The organism is Companilactobacillus sp. FL22-1, from assembly GCF_043951805.1.
In the GTDB taxonomy this organism is placed as follows: Bacteria; Bacillota; Bacilli; order Lactobacillales; family Lactobacillaceae; genus Companilactobacillus.
This window is the reverse complement of record NZ_JBINJY010000003.1, coordinates 165,831-181,193: the sequence shown is the minus strand read 5'-3', so window position 1 is coordinate 181,193 and position 15,363 is coordinate 165,831. Positions and strand designations below refer to the sequence as shown.

20 protein-coding genes and 1 pseudogene are annotated in these 15,363 nt (G+C 37.0%); 7 read left to right on the top strand and 14 right to left on the bottom strand.

Features of this window, described 5'->3' with window-relative positions; genetic code table 11:
- Positions 1 to 219: 219 nt before the first annotated feature.
- From ACG72T_RS03735 to ACG72T_RS03725, 3 genes and pseudogenes are all read right to left on the bottom strand, one after another.
- A pseudogene (locus ACG72T_RS03735) lies at positions 220 to 441 on the bottom strand (PadR family transcriptional regulator); the annotation flags it as partial.
- Positions 442 to 468: 27 nt separating this feature from the next.
- Positions 469 to 732, bottom strand: a complete 264-nt coding sequence (locus ACG72T_RS03730; protein ID WP_395264691.1) for a PadR family transcriptional regulator — start codon at positions 730 to 732, stop codon at positions 469 to 471.
- Between the two features lie 51 nt (positions 733 to 783).
- Entirely contained in the window at positions 784 to 1,320 is a 537-nt protein-coding gene (locus tag ACG72T_RS03725; protein WP_395264689.1) for a phenolic acid decarboxylase, read from the bottom strand.
- Between the two features lie 620 nt (positions 1,321 to 1,940).
- Between ACG72T_RS03725 and ACG72T_RS03720 the strand changes: the two genes are divergently transcribed.
- Positions 1,941 to 2,291 (top strand): transposase, encoded by a 351-nt coding sequence (locus ACG72T_RS03720; protein ID WP_395264770.1) that lies wholly within the window; start codon positions 1,941 to 1,943, stop codon positions 2,289 to 2,291.
- Between the two features lie 27 nt (positions 2,292 to 2,318).
- Entirely contained in the window at positions 2,319 to 2,369 is a 51-nt protein-coding gene (locus tag ACG72T_RS03715; RefSeq protein ID WP_395264768.1) for a hypothetical protein, read from the top strand.
- A 17-nt stretch (positions 2,370 to 2,386) separates the two neighbouring features.
- Here the strand turns inward: ACG72T_RS03715 and ACG72T_RS03710 are convergent, their stop codons facing one another.
- The 8 genes from ACG72T_RS03710 to ACG72T_RS03675 form a co-directional block, all read right to left on the bottom strand.
- Positions 2,387 to 2,599, bottom strand: a complete 213-nt coding sequence (locus tag ACG72T_RS03710) for a hypothetical protein (protein ID WP_395264688.1) — start codon at positions 2,597 to 2,599, stop codon at positions 2,387 to 2,389.
- Positions 2,600 to 2,625: 26 nt separating this feature from the next.
- Positions 2,626 to 3,297 carry a sugar transferase gene (locus ACG72T_RS03705; protein ID WP_395264686.1) on the bottom strand — a complete coding sequence of 224 codons (672 nt, stop codon included), beginning with the start codon at positions 3,295 to 3,297 and terminating at the stop codon, positions 2,626 to 2,628.
- 29 nt (positions 3,298 to 3,326) lie between these two features.
- Entirely contained in the window at positions 3,327 to 4,112 is a 786-nt protein-coding gene (locus ACG72T_RS03700; RefSeq protein ID WP_395264685.1) for a tyrosine-protein phosphatase, read from the bottom strand.
- A complete protein-coding gene (locus ACG72T_RS03695; protein ID WP_395264684.1) occupies positions 4,109 to 4,852 on the bottom strand; it encodes a CpsD/CapB family tyrosine-protein kinase in 744 nt (247 codons plus the stop codon). The genes ACG72T_RS03700 and ACG72T_RS03695 overlap by 4 nt, the downstream gene beginning before the upstream one ends.
- Positions 4,853 to 4,860: 8 nt before the next feature.
- Positions 4,861 to 5,640 (bottom strand): YveK family protein, encoded by a 780-nt coding sequence (locus ACG72T_RS03690; RefSeq protein WP_395264683.1) that lies wholly within the window; start codon positions 5,638 to 5,640, stop codon positions 4,861 to 4,863.
- Positions 5,641 to 6,096: 456 nt separating this feature from the next.
- Positions 6,097 to 6,915 (bottom strand): SPFH domain-containing protein, encoded by an 819-nt coding sequence (locus ACG72T_RS03685; protein WP_395264682.1) that lies wholly within the window; start codon positions 6,913 to 6,915, stop codon positions 6,097 to 6,099.
- A 10-nt stretch (positions 6,916 to 6,925) separates the two neighbouring features.
- Positions 6,926 to 7,258: a toxin-antitoxin system HicB family antitoxin gene (locus tag ACG72T_RS03680; protein WP_395264681.1), complete on the bottom strand. Its 333-nt coding sequence runs from the start codon at positions 7,256 to 7,258 to the stop codon at positions 6,926 to 6,928.
- 62 nt (positions 7,259 to 7,320) lie between these two features.
- A complete protein-coding gene (locus ACG72T_RS03675; protein ID WP_395264680.1) occupies positions 7,321 to 8,133 on the bottom strand; it encodes a glycosyltransferase family 8 protein in 813 nt (270 codons plus the stop codon).
- Positions 8,134 to 8,225: 92 nt separating this feature from the next.
- Between ACG72T_RS03675 and ACG72T_RS03670 the strand changes: the two genes are divergently transcribed.
- Positions 8,226 to 8,636 (top strand): peptide deformylase, encoded by a 411-nt coding sequence (locus ACG72T_RS03670; RefSeq protein ID WP_395264679.1) that lies wholly within the window; start codon positions 8,226 to 8,228, stop codon positions 8,634 to 8,636.
- A 107-nt stretch (positions 8,637 to 8,743) separates the two neighbouring features.
- Here ACG72T_RS03670 and ACG72T_RS03665 read toward each other — a convergent pair whose 3' ends face one another.
- Entirely contained in the window at positions 8,744 to 10,399 is a 1,656-nt protein-coding gene (locus ACG72T_RS03665) for an Nramp family divalent metal transporter (RefSeq protein ID WP_395264678.1), read from the bottom strand.
- A 37-nt stretch (positions 10,400 to 10,436) separates the two neighbouring features.
- The gene (locus ACG72T_RS03660; protein ID WP_395264677.1) at positions 10,437 to 10,877 is read right to left on the bottom strand and encodes a universal stress protein; all 441 of its coding nucleotides are present in this window, start codon (positions 10,875 to 10,877) and stop codon (positions 10,437 to 10,439) included.
- 420 nt (positions 10,878 to 11,297) lie between these two features.
- Here ACG72T_RS03660 and ACG72T_RS03655 point away from each other — a divergent pair, with 420 nt between their 5' ends.
- Together ACG72T_RS03655 and ACG72T_RS03650 are read left to right on the top strand one after the other, a co-directional pair.
- The gene (locus ACG72T_RS03655; RefSeq protein WP_395264676.1) at positions 11,298 to 11,459 is read left to right on the top strand and encodes a hypothetical protein; all 162 of its coding nucleotides are present in this window, start codon (positions 11,298 to 11,300) and stop codon (positions 11,457 to 11,459) included.
- A 38-nt stretch (positions 11,460 to 11,497) separates the two neighbouring features.
- The gene (locus tag ACG72T_RS03650; RefSeq protein ID WP_395264675.1) at positions 11,498 to 12,178 is read left to right on the top strand and encodes a metal-dependent transcriptional regulator; all 681 of its coding nucleotides are present in this window, start codon (positions 11,498 to 11,500) and stop codon (positions 12,176 to 12,178) included.
- A 104-nt stretch (positions 12,179 to 12,282) separates the two neighbouring features.
- On the opposite strand, the gene ACG72T_RS03645 is transcribed toward ACG72T_RS03650, so the two are convergent.
- Positions 12,283 to 12,711 (bottom strand): MarR family winged helix-turn-helix transcriptional regulator, encoded by a 429-nt coding sequence (locus ACG72T_RS03645; RefSeq protein ID WP_395264674.1) that lies wholly within the window; start codon positions 12,709 to 12,711, stop codon positions 12,283 to 12,285.
- Positions 12,712 to 12,821: 110 nt separating this feature from the next.
- Between ACG72T_RS03645 and alsS the strand changes: the two genes are divergently transcribed.
- Together alsS and budA are read left to right on the top strand one after the other, a co-directional pair.
- The gene (gene alsS / locus ACG72T_RS03640; RefSeq protein WP_395264672.1) at positions 12,822 to 14,501 is read left to right on the top strand and encodes an acetolactate synthase AlsS; all 1,680 of its coding nucleotides are present in this window, start codon (positions 12,822 to 12,824) and stop codon (positions 14,499 to 14,501) included.
- A gap of 18 nt (positions 14,502 to 14,519) precedes the next feature.
- A complete protein-coding gene (budA, locus tag ACG72T_RS03635; protein WP_395264670.1) occupies positions 14,520 to 15,227 on the top strand; it encodes an acetolactate decarboxylase in 708 nt (235 codons plus the stop codon).
- Positions 15,228 to 15,363: the final 136 nt, after the last annotated feature.

The following is a 15,363-nucleotide window of genomic DNA, read 5'->3' as shown; positions in this document are numbered from 1 at the left end:
CCTGCTTTAGTACATTAATTTCTTCCATTATTGAAACCACTCCTCATTAAAAAATCCATGTAGAAAATGTCATGATATTTTCTACATGGATAACTTTAGTCTTTTTGTTTTTATTTACAAATATTTGCTATAAATAGAAATTAATATATCTGCTTAAATATTTTTATAACAGTCGTTTGTATCTTTATCGGCAATGGGGATATCATAATTCCTATTCTTCTACAAACGATCCTTCAACCACTGGATATGATTCTCTTCCCGTTCAATTGCGCGTGTCAAAATTAAATAGTGTCCATATTTATCTTTAATTTGTTTTTCATCAAGGAAGACCGTTTTTTGGCGCTTCTGTAGATGGGCTAACTTAGTCTCATTAATCTGCAGTTCTTCAGTCAATAACTGTCTTCTTAACAATTGATCACGTTGGTCACGAATAAAGTAGAGTTTTAACGAGAATAGTTCTTCATTATCTTACAAAGGTTCCTTTAACCATTGACGCAAAATCTCCAAACCTTTCGTCGTCACCATGTAGTAAGTTGATTTCCCATCATCAGTATCTTCTAACCAGCCATCATCTTTCATACGAGCTAATTCAGGATAGATCTGACTGTGCGACGCATGCCAAAAATCCCCAACTTCATTTTTAAACTCCTGACTGATTTGATAACCAGACAGGTTTCCTTTATTATTGATCAATCCTAGTAAGACATATGGTAATATCCGTTTCTTCGGCATTTTTTCTCTAAATAAAAAATGATATACGTTTTCGTATACCATTTTAGCATGTTACTTATTTGCTCGTTGATAGTTTTCGCCAAAATATTTACCAGCACGGATATCATCAGGCATCCCCTTGTAAGGCGCTTCACTGATAACATCTTCGTTGTTTTGACCAGCATCGCCCATGTAAGTGATATTAGCAAATTCAGGTACGACCAACTTAGGATAAGTTTCATACTTCTCACGAGACTCTTCCATCAAATCGATGTGTTCATTTTGGTAAGTTACAGTGATTTCTGGATGTTCTTCAACCCACTTAGGGAAGAAGATAGTTCCATGGATCTTATTTTCATTTGGTAGGAAATCAAGTGCAACATCAGTACCAGTTGGTTCAGTCCAAGATATCTTATAAATTTCTTCTGTCAACATGACGATGTCTGCCTTTTGATCAGTTACCCAACGTCCAGCGACCATACCACCATGAATTCGGTAATCAACGGTATAGTCGTTCTTTGCATACCATTCATATTCCCAACCATTATCGTATGTGTAAATAAAATGTGTTCCTAAAAAGTCTTCTAAAGTTTTAAATGTTTTTGTCATAATTTAATTGCCTCCTTATGTCGTTATCGACATATAGTTAACTGCTTTTTTTGATAAAATAAAAAGATTGAGACATAAGCCCCGACTCTAAACAAAAACACGATAAAAATTTCCATGAGATGTGGAATTTCTGAAGTGTGTCATAATTGTTAGACAAGAAATCTAACTATTATGGAGCACTTTTTTATATGGTTAAATACGGCTCAAAATTAAATACAGAGATTGTTGATGAATACCTTCAAGAAGGAACCAGCATGCGTCATCTTGCGAAGAAACATAACATATCCAAACGACAAGTTAGTTTTTGAATTCAAAGGTAACGTTTAAGCGGTGCGGACTCACTTAAAAGAAAAGGGACTAAAAGAAATTTCACGGCCGAATTCAAAATTGATGTGATAAACTACTATCAAACTCATGCTGGAAAATAACATCTTAAAAAAATCAATGACTCTGTTCAGGACCTCAAAGGACGAGAAAAAAAGCAAGTAGTGGATCAGATCATGGTCGAACAAGAGCCCCTTCCCCCAAAAAAACGATATAAAAGATGAAACTGTATCCTTCAAAATTCTACGCACTGATGTTACACAAGTCCACTTAGCAGATACACTAAATGGGCTTATATCTCTGCAATAACAGATGAGGCAAGTAAAGAAGTCCTGGCCTTTCAAATGAGTAATAGTCCTAATAGTGAATTGATTATGGATACCTTAAATGAACTCATAATGGTCCTTCCAGAAGAAACAATGCCAATAATTCATTCTGATCAGGGCTGGCATTACCAATTAAAATATTATATTGATAAACTCTCTGAAAATGATTTTGTACAAAGTATGCCTCGCAAGAGAAATTGTCTAGATAATGCGCCAATTGAAAATTTCTTCCATCTCTACAAAACAGAATGTCTTGATGAATTTCCGCCTTGTGAAAATATTGAAGAACCTCAAGAAATTTCAAAAAAACACATCAAATAGTTCAATGATCAAAGAGTTTCAAGAAAAATAAAAGGCATGACTCCCCGTGAATACAGGGAGCATGCCTTGGTAGCTTAAAAATTATTCAATTTTGTCTAACTTTTGTGTTGCACTTCAAAATTAAATAAAAATAACCTTTCATATCTATTAATTTGAGGAACAAAATATGTTCTTTCACCTAATTTTTCAATCGCAAAATCACTTTTTTCTGTAACTAGAAATGACGAGTATTCTTCAGAAATCTCCTTCATCTTCATTAGCTCTTGCAAATGACCACCTGACGAAGAAATAAAACAGACTTTTTTCACTATATTCCCTTCCTAAAAAAAATATTTCAATAGGCACCATTTGGTTTGAAAAACACCATTACTGTTTTACATAAAACATAAATATCAAGCATAGCTCCACGATGATTAATATATTTAAGATCCAACTTCACCATCTCAGAGAATCCAACATCGTTACGACCGCTAATCTGCCACAGCCCAGTGCATCCAGGCTTAACGGTCAGACGTTGTTTGTCGTAATTAGTATAATCTTTAACTTCTCGTGGAAGTGGTGGTCTAGGGCCAACTAGATTCATATTGCCAAGTAAAACGTTAACCAACTGTGGTAGTTCATCGATACTATATATACGGATGAATTGTCCAACCTTAGTGACACGTGGATCATCTTTCATCTTAAACATGGCGCCTTCGATTTCGTTATCCTTCAATAGCTCTTTTAGATGCTTATCGTCATCAACTACCATTGAACGAAACTTATACATTTTAAAAGCTTCTTGTCGTTTCCCTAAACGAATTTGCGAATAAAAGACTGGTCCTTTAGGATCCTCCAGCTTGATTGCAATCGCCACAATTAAGAACAATGGTGACAATAATATCAATCCTATTAGACTAGCAAAAAAATCAAAGACTCTTTTAAATTCCTTATATACATATCGCTTATTCTGGTAAGAAAAATCAACAGAAATACTATCCCCTTTTTCATAATCAAAATATTGCATACTAAATACTTCCCCCAATAACAATAATCTTAGAAAAACCAAAACTTTCTTTTTTTCTTATTCAAGCTAGATATCCTCATATAATCTAGCTCAGTAACGTCGTCACCATTGATAATGTTTTTGGCGTTATCGTTAAACATTTGAGCCTTTTCTGACCCTTCTTCTTGCTCTAGCTTCTCAAAGGCTTCTTTCATTAAGAATCTTCTACCTTTAAAGTTATGTGCATCTGAGGCAAAAACAAATCCCAAATTTGCTTTGATAATCTCTTCAGTCAACTTTTGAACGTGTTTACCAAAGACACCCAAATAACTGCTGCTCGTCAATTGGGTCAGACACCCCATCTTGACAAAGTCATACAATTTATCTGGAGTCTCTTGAAAACCCTGATTCCTTTCAGAATGGGCAATTACCGGTGTGATTCCTCTGGTAGTTAAATCAAAGATCAAATCAGCCATATACTCTGGAATCATCTCATGAGGTAACTCTAAGAGTAGATAACGATTGGTTTCATCCATGAACAGAATGTCATGTTGAGCAATCGCATCCATTAATTCACCTGTTAAGTGAACTTCCTGACCAGGAAAAACAGTTAATGGTATTCCTTGTTTATTTATTGCATCTTGCAAATAATTTGTTTCTCTAATGACGTCTTTTTTATGGTTGGTATATTCACCGTCCATATGGTGCGGAGTTACTAATATATGACTAATTCCTTGATCTACAGCCGTCTTTGCTAAGTCTAAAGACATTTGTAAATCCTTAGATCCATCGTCTACTCCAGGCAAGATGTGGCAATGCAAATCAATTAATTTCATTTTTTCTTCTCAGCTCCATAGTAGCCACCATAATATCCACCATAGTAGCTAGCAGATTTTTCTTTAGTTACTCGATTCATGATTGCACCTAAGATATTAGCATGGACCGTATCTAAAGCCTGTTTGGCTCTAGCAACCCCAACTTTTTCAGCGATTCCTTGGGGAACGACTAAAATAACTCCATCAACTTGTGCAGCTAAAACTTGTGCATCAGTAACCGAATTAGCAGGTGGCGCATCGAGAATTAACAAGCCAAATCGGTCACTCAATCGAGTCAATAAATCCTTAGTCCGCATACTTCCTAACAATTCGGATGGATTAGGTGGAATGGGTCCACTAGTGATTACGTAAAGATCATTAATCATCGTTGGTTGAATGATTTCTTCTAATGATGCATTTCCTAATAAATAACTGGATAACCCTCGATGATTACTAACGTTAAAAGTCTTATGAATTACAGGGCGACGCAGGTCCGCATCGACCAAAATCACTTTTTCGCCTTGCTTAGCCCAGGTTACTGCAACATTGTTGCTAACGGTCGACTTACCCTCAGAGGGAGCTGAAGAGGTAAACAAAATTGATTTCAGTTTTTTATCAACTGATGAAAATTGAATGTTTGTTCTAATTGTATTGAATTCTTCTGCGACGTTGCTTGTTGGGTCATCGTAAGTGATCAAACCAACACCGTGCTTTAAACTGTAATTATCTAATTTTTTAGCTTTACTTTTAAATAATGGCATTTGTTGACCTAAACCCTTCTGTGATTTCCAGTTGCAATAGCATCTTTATTGATTGTTGCTTGTAGATCTTTATGCTCAACTGTTCTTTCAATTACTTTTTGATCGATCTCACTGACGATTCCCAAACTAGTTAAACCTAAGTTATCAGTTAAGAAGCTCTCATCTGAGACTGTTCTATCAGTCAATTCACGAATAAAGGCTAATCCAATACCTAAAATAACTCCCAAAACCAAACCAACTAATACATTCAAAGCCTTTCGAGGACTAACTGGTTTAGTGTCAGTCTCTGCTTGAGAAACGATTGAAACGTTATTGATACTCATGATTTTTCCAATCTTCTTTTTGAAGACCTTGGCCGTCGTATTAGCAATCGCTGCTGCAGTTCCCGCATCAGTTGACTTAGCTGTCACCGAGAAAACTTGTGAGTTCTGTGAGCTATTGATTGTCAATGACTTCTTGATACCTGCCATTGAGCCAGGATAACCTGGATAGCCACTGATCTGTTTATTAACATCACTTAACACTGTAGGGCTGGTAATAATATCCTTATAAGTACTGATCATCTGAACATCGGCTTGAACTTGTTGGAACTGTGCCCCCTGCATCTCTGATGACAATTTACGATTAACTAATATCTCAGTAGTCGCACTATACTTCGGTGTCATTACAAAAAAAGTTATGAAAACTGAAGCCAAAGTCACAACGATAGTTGTCGTAAAAATGGCTTTTAAATGTTTGCGTAGTATACCCGCAATTTGTAGCATACTAATAGTTTGTTCTGATTCCACTACATCCTCCAAAAAAATACATATATAATCGAATCATAATTCACAAATACATTTAGTATATCCTCTTTAATAACTCACGACAATCCGCCATTTAAAGATAATACGTTTACAATTATTTTTAACGACACTAATAAAATTTTCCTATGTTTCTAAATTATTATTTTCTTTATTTTTGACATTATTTGGCGAATAACCAGCAAATAACGAAAATAGCTTCAGTGTCTGTTACAAAAATGTAAAGTAAATGTAATCTTTTCTTCCACTGCAAAAGGGCATAACTTGGCTTCAAGTAATTACAACTGGAGTCAAATTATGCCCTTTGTTTTTTTAATCCATTCTATACAATTCTGCTAACGTTCAATAGCTCTTGTTAAGATCAAAATAATGTCAATTGTTTAATAACTTCATCACTGATGTAAACCTGTCAGTCTCTGTTTCACCAAGCCATTTTCTGGTTTATTTATTAACCATCTGATTCATAACCTTAGCCGTAACTGGGACATCAGCATATTTGCCAATTGAATCCTTATCCATCACTACGGTATTAGTATTTGAGCCCGCCAAATCTGCAAAAGCTTGGATCTGTTGAGCTGTTAAGTACTTGCTGTCAACACTGGCCAAAGTATCATTTAACTTTTGGATTTCATAGGCTCTGGCGTCGGCCTTTGCTTTGATAGCTTCTGCCTCAGCTTTAGCACTAGAAACAGTGGCCTCATTCTTGGCCTTGATTTCAATTTCAATACTTCTGGCATCACCATTAGCTTTGGCAATTGCGGCTGTCTTTTCACGATCGGCTCTAATCTGCTTCTCCATTGATTCTGTAATGGAAGCTGAGGGTTTCAATTCGTCAATATTAACTCGATCAACTTTGATACCATATGTATCGGTCAAGTCCCCAATAGCTAAAGATAAATCAGCGTTGATCTTCGAAGTTGACCCTAAGGCCTCATTCAATTCGATTTTACCAATGATATCACGCAAGTGGCCACGAACTAATTGAATCATGGACTCTACTGAATCACTATTTTCATACTCAAATTTCTTGGCGTCCGTTACATGATAATTCAAAGTGACGTTTGTCTGAACTTCTGCATTATCTTTAGTGATGACTGAATAGCCTTGTAGTGAGAGTGGAATCATCGCTAGACTAACGATCCGGATTTTTTGAAAAATTGGAATATAAAAATTCAATCCGGCACTAACTTCACGACTGTATCTCCCCAGAGTTTCAACTAATCCAACGTGATTCTGACGTACTGTTTTTAACCCAAACATATTAATCCGCCTACTTTTCTGTTTTTAATTCTTGAATTGTGAGAATGTTTCCATTCGCTTTAATAACTTGATAATTCTTACTCTTATCAACTAGATCATTTGCCAACAAATCATAACGATAGTAGATACCCTTAACCTCAAGCAAGTCGTTTGCCATATTGATCTTGTCCCCTCTAACGACAGATCCTACTATTTGGCGCTGCTCAAGGTTAGCTGTCGGCACCGCATCGCTTAGTTTTGTGACAATATAATTGTTGATACTACGATTTTCACGTGCCGCATCTTCAGAGATTCGGTCGTACAAATCTTTATCTAATCTTAGTGCCACCATCTTATTTGCCATGGCCTTATTATATCACTATTATATCAATGTGATATCAATATGATATAAAAAAGAGAACTTCTTTAACAAAGTTCTCTAGCTTTATGTGCATAGTGTTTGTACAATCCCGAGAATCGCTCTTTATAATCAGCTTTCCAAGGTTTATCACGACCGCAAAAATGCAAGATTGACGTATGATCGATCACCCAGTCGATATCATATTCTCCATTGCTTTTGGCATAGTAAAGTGGGTTCATTCTAGCATCATAGTTGTACACTTCGTCTGGTATTTGCTTGATGTGCTGACCGTAGAGTCCCTTTAAAATATCCTGATCTGGTAAAAATAAAGCGATATTTTTAGCTTTAATATAGTCGATAATATCTTTGGCTTTGACATTATTACGAATCGCCGTTAAATTCATCACCATTACCCCAGAATTGTAATAAGTGTCGGCATCGTAATTTCCCAAACGAATTTTATTTAAAGAATCGGTGATATCTAAAGCCACATGGCTGGCAGCTGCATACCAATTACCTTCAAAATCGATATTATAAAGCTTTTTGAGATCGTTGATCACCAGAATATCAACATCTAAATACAGTACCCGTTTCAAATTCTTAGGTAGATACTGGTAGGCCAATAAACGATAATAGATTGTTTTAGGATATCGGTCTGTCACCAGCGCATTATAAAACTGGTGGTCGTCGATAATTATTGGATGATATGTTATTTCCAAATTGGCACAGACTTGCTCGATTCGTTCAGTATCGGCTAATTTTTCGGCTTGAATGACATAGATTGAGATTTTTTTAGCCGAGGTATTTTGGCGAATGGAATATAAAGTTGTAATTAACTGATTCGTAACTCGATTGTCGATTGCAAATAGTAAGTTCACTTTTCCCCCTCCTAAAGTTTATCTACTTCAATCTTATCCTATTATCACGCAGACTGATATAATTGAGTTATTAAAAATTACGGGGTATTCAAATGATCAAACCAATCAATCACGATCAAACTTCTCTTTCTCAAAAATCACTTCCAGCTACTAAAGCTGACTTAGCCGTTGTAAAAGATTTACAAGATACTTGGGCAGCAAATTCTGCTAATTGTGTTGGTATGGCAGCCAACATGATCGGCATCCACAAGAACATTATCGTTTTTGCCATGGGGACTTTGGCCGTACCGATGATAAATCCTACCATTATAAGTAAGAGCAGTCCTTATCAAGCCTCAGAAGGTTGCCTATCGCTTTTGGGTCAGCGTACTACGACCCGTTATCAAAACATCACCGTCAAATATCAAGATGTTGCTTTTAATGAACAGATGCAAGATTTCTCTGATTTCATTGCTCAAATTATTCAGCACGAGATCGACCATTGTAATGGCATTCTTATTTAAGCTTGGCTAGTAAAAGTCAGTTTCTTCCTATAATTAGGTGCCAAAAGGGCCTTGATTCTATCAAAGAACCAAGGCCTTTTTGTGTAAAAACAAATTTTATTTTCGAATTAACTTTGTTCTGCATCTCTTTCAGCAGTAGCTTCTTGATCGAATTCTGCTTCAGAGCCAGCTTTCGCTGACATCACAGCCAAATGTTCGTATGTTGAAGAAACATTTTCTTTGGCTAAAGTCTGCTTGAGTCTTTCATTACCTTTACGCATATCAAGGATTGTCCAGATCAGTAATCCTAATACAGCAGCAATCAAGACGTAAGCAATGATATTAGCTTGAGCTGTTTGAGCTGCAGTAGGGTTATCTCCATAGAAACCTTGAATCTGGCCAGGAAGACCATAAAGGTTCAAACCAGTCAAAGCAATAACTGAGATCCAACCAAAAGCTTTAATAATAGTAGAGTTCTTGAATCTGTCACCCATTTCTGTGGCACTATCTGTCATCAACAATAGTGGCAACATTGAGAATGGTAAGGCGAAGGCCAAGAATACTTGTGAGTTGTTCATCAAATCATTCAAAGCCACATGCTCGTCAATCATGCTCTTACCACTTGTCAACATAACACAGATAAGAACGGGAATAACTGATAATAAACGAGTTACTAAACGACGTAACCAAAGAGGCATTCTCATGTGAACGAAACCTTCCATGATAACTTGTCCAGTCAAAGTACCGGTAATTGTTGAATTTTGACCTGAGGCCAATAGAGCAACAGCAAACAAGGTTGAAAGGATACCTGACTTAGCAACGGCAATCAAAACACCATTACTCAAAGTTGAAGTATCTGAAAGTGCTTGGTACAAACCGAAGAATGATGGATCTTTAACCGCACCACTCTTAAAGACAGCGACACCCATAACCAATAGTAAAGCGTTAACGAAGAATGCGGCTGTAAGTTGGATATTTGAATCCCAAGCTGAGAAACGAACATTTTGAGCAACTGATTTTTCATCAGAATGGTCAACTTTTCTAGTTTGAGAAATTGCTGAGTGAAGGTACAAGTTATGAGGCATAACAGTTGCTCCGATGATACCTAAAGCACCAGTCAATGGTGTTTGACCACCAATTGCTGGATGTTCTGAGAAAGTCTTACCTGTTGGAATCAAGCCTGCAAATGCTGCATTCCAATCAGGGTTTGATAGAGCTACTTGATAAATGAATACGAATAAAATAACAAGGATCAAACATACAACGATAGCTTCAATTTTTCTGAAACCGATCTTAGTCAATAATAGCAATACTAAAACATCACCAACAGTGATAAAAACAGCGATTACTAGTGGAATATGGAAGAGCAAGTATAGCGCAATCGCACCACCGATAACTTCGGCAATATCAGTTGCCATGATGGCAAACTCAGTTAAAATCCATAAAACGATACCTAATGATTTGCTAGTTCTAGCACGAATAGCTTGTGCCAAGTCCATTTTACTCACGATGCCTAGTTTAGCTGCCATATATTGTAGCAACATGGCAATTAAACTAGACATAAGAATAACTGACATTAGTAAATATTGGAAATTTTGACCACCAGTGATCGATGTTGACCAGTTACCTGGATCCATGTATCCAACAGCCACCAATGCCCCTGGACCTGAATATGCTAGAAGTGTTTTGAAAAAGCCTTTGTCTTTTGGTACGTCTACTGTTCCATTGATCTCTTGTAGAGAAGGACCATTAGCGTACTCGATTAATTTATGCTTTTCAGCCATTATATTAATCTCCCTTTAAATAATTTCTTAATAAATATTAGCGAATGATCATTACCGAAATTGGTGAATACTTCGCCATATAGGCTGCTTGTGATCCGAAATACTTTCTAATTCCCTTTTTAGAAAGTGATCCAACAACCAAAAGGTCTGCTCCAGAAGCTGGGATAATATCTTTTACGATCGTCTCACCAGGGTCTCCTTCACCAACCATAAGTTCAACTTTCTTAACGCCGGCGTCTAATGCAACTTGACGATATTCTTTCAAATGGTTCTCTAATTCGCTCCGTTCACCATGAACATAGTCCTTCGTTAATGCTTGATAGACGTTCATTTCATTATCTTCAAGAATAGAAGTAATGATTAAAGTGGAATTATCTTTGATGCAACGATGCATGGCATATCTAAATGCTAATTGAGCATCATCAGAATCATCGACACCAACGAGAATTCGTTCGAAAGTGTTATTTTGCTTCGACATTGTTCCGTCCTCCAATCTGTTTTCTGTAAAACGAGCTTGCTTTCATCTCGCTTTTCAAAATTCATTTTACTCCAAATTAACGTGATGTAAACTACTTTTTAAGTCTACCTAACAAAAGAATTCAAATTGATACCAATTGTCAAAAAATCACCGAAACCGTTTACTTGCCCGTCGTTAAGGCTCTAATTAAAGAATCATGAGATATAAAACATAAGTTTTACCCCACACTTAACTATTTTATTCAAAATATCTGTGCTATATTAAAAACGTTAAAACCTTTGCCTAGCTTCAATGCTGTATTTTTTTATTTATATTTATTCATACATTATGAATATATAGGCATATTAGGTGAATTTTTAATCGGTATTATTAGTCCAGGCTAAATTTTAATCAAAAAAAGATCTAAAGTGAGGGTTAATTATGGACAACAAAAAACAAATGGAAAATTTAGACAACATTCAGCATCAATCTATTCAAGCAAATAACTGGATCACTTCGGAAGTCTTGATCGGTATGTATTCACGAATTTTTACTAACGTCTTGCTGACCAATGACCGAATCTTTCTACGATATCCGAAATAGTCCAACAGCAACTATATTAAAAGAAGTGGTGAATAATCTTGAACGACCTGAATTTTTTAAGACTTATCTTTGAACTAGGTGGCAGTTTTCAAAACGTTAATAACATCGATTTAGCCATCAAGGCCAATGTCAGCAAAGCTTCTATCTCTGACCGGACTCAACATTTAGCCAAGTTAGGGCTGGTTAAATATACAAAATATTACGGAACCAAACTAACCAAAAAGGGCTTAAATGCAGTAATTCCATTAGTTCAGCAGCATCGTTTGCTAGAAACTTGGCTCTATAAAAAGTTAGACATCCCTTTGAGTGACGTTTATGAGAAAGCAACTAAATTATCTGACCACCCTGACTTGCTTTTGATCGACCGCTTGAACGTCTACATGGCTTACCCTAAGACTTGTCCGCATGGCAATGTCATCCCCATCAATTATCCGATTCCTGAATATACTAAATTGTCACTATTAGCTAACCAAGATGTTTCAGGTCTCACTTTCAAAATCGTTAATTTCACTGAAGACGATTATCTTTTCAAAATACTCAACAATATCGACTTGCAATTAAACGACTTGATCAAAATCATTAATATCAATGACTATGATCACTCAATGGTCGTTTTAAACTTGCGAAATGATTTAAAACAGATTCTGCCTAGAAATATCACAAAGATGATTCGCATCGAACAATTACCGATTTCTGAAATGGAAAAGACGGTCCAATAATAATTACGAACTTTTAAATTTTTATTCCAAACTAAATATCCCGTGATTCTATACATTTAGAATCACGGGATATTCTGCTTTAAAAGCTAATTATAATTTTCTAGTTACTCATCCATCGGATCAACAATTGTACCAACAACGGCCTCAATCGAAGAAACTAAGGGGCTATCAGGACTGATACCGGACTTGGCAAAACGCTCTTCCCACCACTGACTGCGGATAGCTTGAACTTTATCGATCACTTTTTGACCTTCCGTGGTCAGATTCAAGATCTTAGTCTTACCTGCCCCATCAGATTTGGTTAGATAGTTTAGCTTTTCCATTTTATTGATCTCACGTGTCGCCAAGCCTTTATCGATCACCAATGAGCGGGCTACTTGGTTTTGACTAATATTTTCATAATCGCCGATTGATAATAAAATACAAGCTGCCGTCGGATTCAGGTTGATTTCGTTGAATTTCTCCCTAGTATCCTTGTAATATTGTCTATGTAAAATAGAAATATCTTGTGCTAAATAACCAATGTTTTTCATTTATTTTCACTCCGATGAAAAGTTTTCTGTGTTGACAAATCAACACGAATGTTTTATTTTAACTTTATTAATAATTATAGAACACACACTAAAAAAAGAGGTTAGAAATAATGACAGAACAATCTAATGGTGCCCAAGCCTTAATTGAAACCATGATCAATCAAGGTGTCAAGTATGTTTTTGGCTTGCCTGGAGCCAAAATCGATCAACTCTTCGAATCTTTAGAACACGGTGATGACCCTAAAACTCCTAAACTGATCATCACTCGTCACGAACAAAACGCATCCTTCATCGCTGCCGGAATCGGTCGTTTGACTGGTAAACCTGGTATCGTCGCTACTACTTCTGGACCTGGCGTCTCTAATTTAGCCACTGGTCTGATCACTGCTACATCAGAAGGAGATCCCGTTGTCGCACTTGGTGGACAAGTTCCACGTAACGATATTGCTAGATTAACGCACCAAAGTATCTCAAGTAAAGAGCTTTTATCCGCTGCTACCAAGGATAGTGTGGAAGTTCAGGATGCCAATAATTTGTCTGAGTCCTTTGCAAACGTTTACCAAACAGCCATGGCACCGAAAGCTGGAGCAACTTTTCTTTCCATCCCTCAAGATGTCTTGAATGATTCAGTCAGTCGAAAAAACATCAACACCCTGTCGCCAATTACTCAAGGTGGTGCTGATCAAGAAACTGTCAATCAAATCGTCGAAAAAATTAAGCAGGCTAAATTACCAATTATTTTGGCTGGTATGCGTTCTTCGACCAATGAAGTTACTCATAAAATTCATAAATTCTTGCACAAGTTCTCCATTCCTGTCGTAGAAACTTTCCAAGGTGCCGGGGTTATTTCCCGTGACTTAGAGAAAAATTACTACGGACGAGTTGGTCTATTCAGAAATCAAATTGGTGATACGATCCTCAAAGAAAGTGACCTCATCATTGCTGTAGGATATGATCCAATCGAATATGAAGCTAGAAATTGGAACGTTGGCCGTTCTGGCGAAATCATTAATCTCGATAGTATCGCACCTGAAATCACTAACGATTATCAACCTGACCTCATCATCCAAGCAGATATTGCCAAGACACTCGATGAAATCAGCGAAGCCTTGCCAAGTGATATTGATTTAGGTGCAGATATGCATCAACATCTCGCTGAACAACAAGAAAAATTCACGAAAAAAGATGCCATTCCAGCAAATCATTCTGATAAAAATGGAATCCATCCCTTAGCGATTATTCACGCCCTCCAAAACCAAGTTAATGATGATACTACTGTCACCGTCGATGTTGGTTCACTCTATATTTGGATGGCTCGTCACTTTAGAAGCTATAAGCCAAGACATTTGCTCTTCAGTAATGGTATGCAAACCTTGGGTGTAGCACTTCCTTGGGCAATTGCCGCTGCTTTGGAACGCCCTGAACAACCAGTTGTCTCCGTTGCTGGTGACGGTGGCTTCCTCTTCTCTGGTCAAGAACTAGAAACCGCTGTTCGTCTGCACCTCAATATCGTGCAATTGATCTGGGACGATGGTTATTACGACATGGTTCGTTTCCAAGAAATTGCTAAATACGGCCACGATGCCGGTGTTCAATTAGGATCAGTTGACTTCGTTAAATATGCCGAAAGCTTTGGGGCCACTGGTATGCGTGTCAAACGAACAGAAGATCTCGAGCCAATGCTAGCAAAAGCTTTTGCGACTGAGGGACCAGTTATTTTGCACATTCCAGTTGATTACTCTGACAATATTCAACTAGCATCTAAATTAGTTGATGACGTATTGAATTAATCGAAAGGAATTATAAATATGACAAATACCAAAACACTTTATCAACACGGAACATTAGCCCTACTCGTTCCTGGATTGCTAGACGGCACCATCACCATGAAAGAACTCCTTGAACACGGCGATACGGGAATTGGAACTGGTGAAGGTTTAGATGGTGAATTGATCATCGTAGATGGCGTACCTTATCAAGTCGACAGTGCAGGCCAGGTCAATGTAGTCAAGGACGACTTTACAATGCCTTTTGCTAACAGTCACTTTGCCGAATACCGCCATTTGTTTGACGCCAAAGCAATGTCCCCAGTTGAGTTGGACAAAAAAATTCTCTCATTAACAAGCAGTAACACCTTCTTCTCAGTTAAAGTCCACGGAACTTTTACTAATATTAAAACTCGTGCCGTCAAAAAATCAACTAAGCCTTACGCTACTTTAGCTAAGAATGCCGAAAATCAAAGTATTTTCTTACGTGAATCAGTTCAAGGAACGCTTCTTAGCTATTATTCACCTGAAATCTTTGATGGTGCGGTCGTTGGTGGCTTCCATCATCACTTCATGTCTGATCAACACGACTTTGGAGGACATGTCTTAGAATTTGGTGGAGCTAGTGGACCAGTTGAAATTCAAGTATTCGGTACTTTGGAACAACATCTACCGGTTCAAAACCAAGAATATATGGAACACGATTTCAGCAATGATGATATTCTAGAAGCAATTCATCAAGCCGAATAATAAGTCCACTTGAAAAGCAATCTCTGCGGAGATTGTTTTTTTTATGTTTGTATTTTTTTCAGAAAATTACTCAGCATCTTACGATTTGAAATAACTTCAATCACTGGATCATTTCTAAAGTTATCCACCTGCGCTT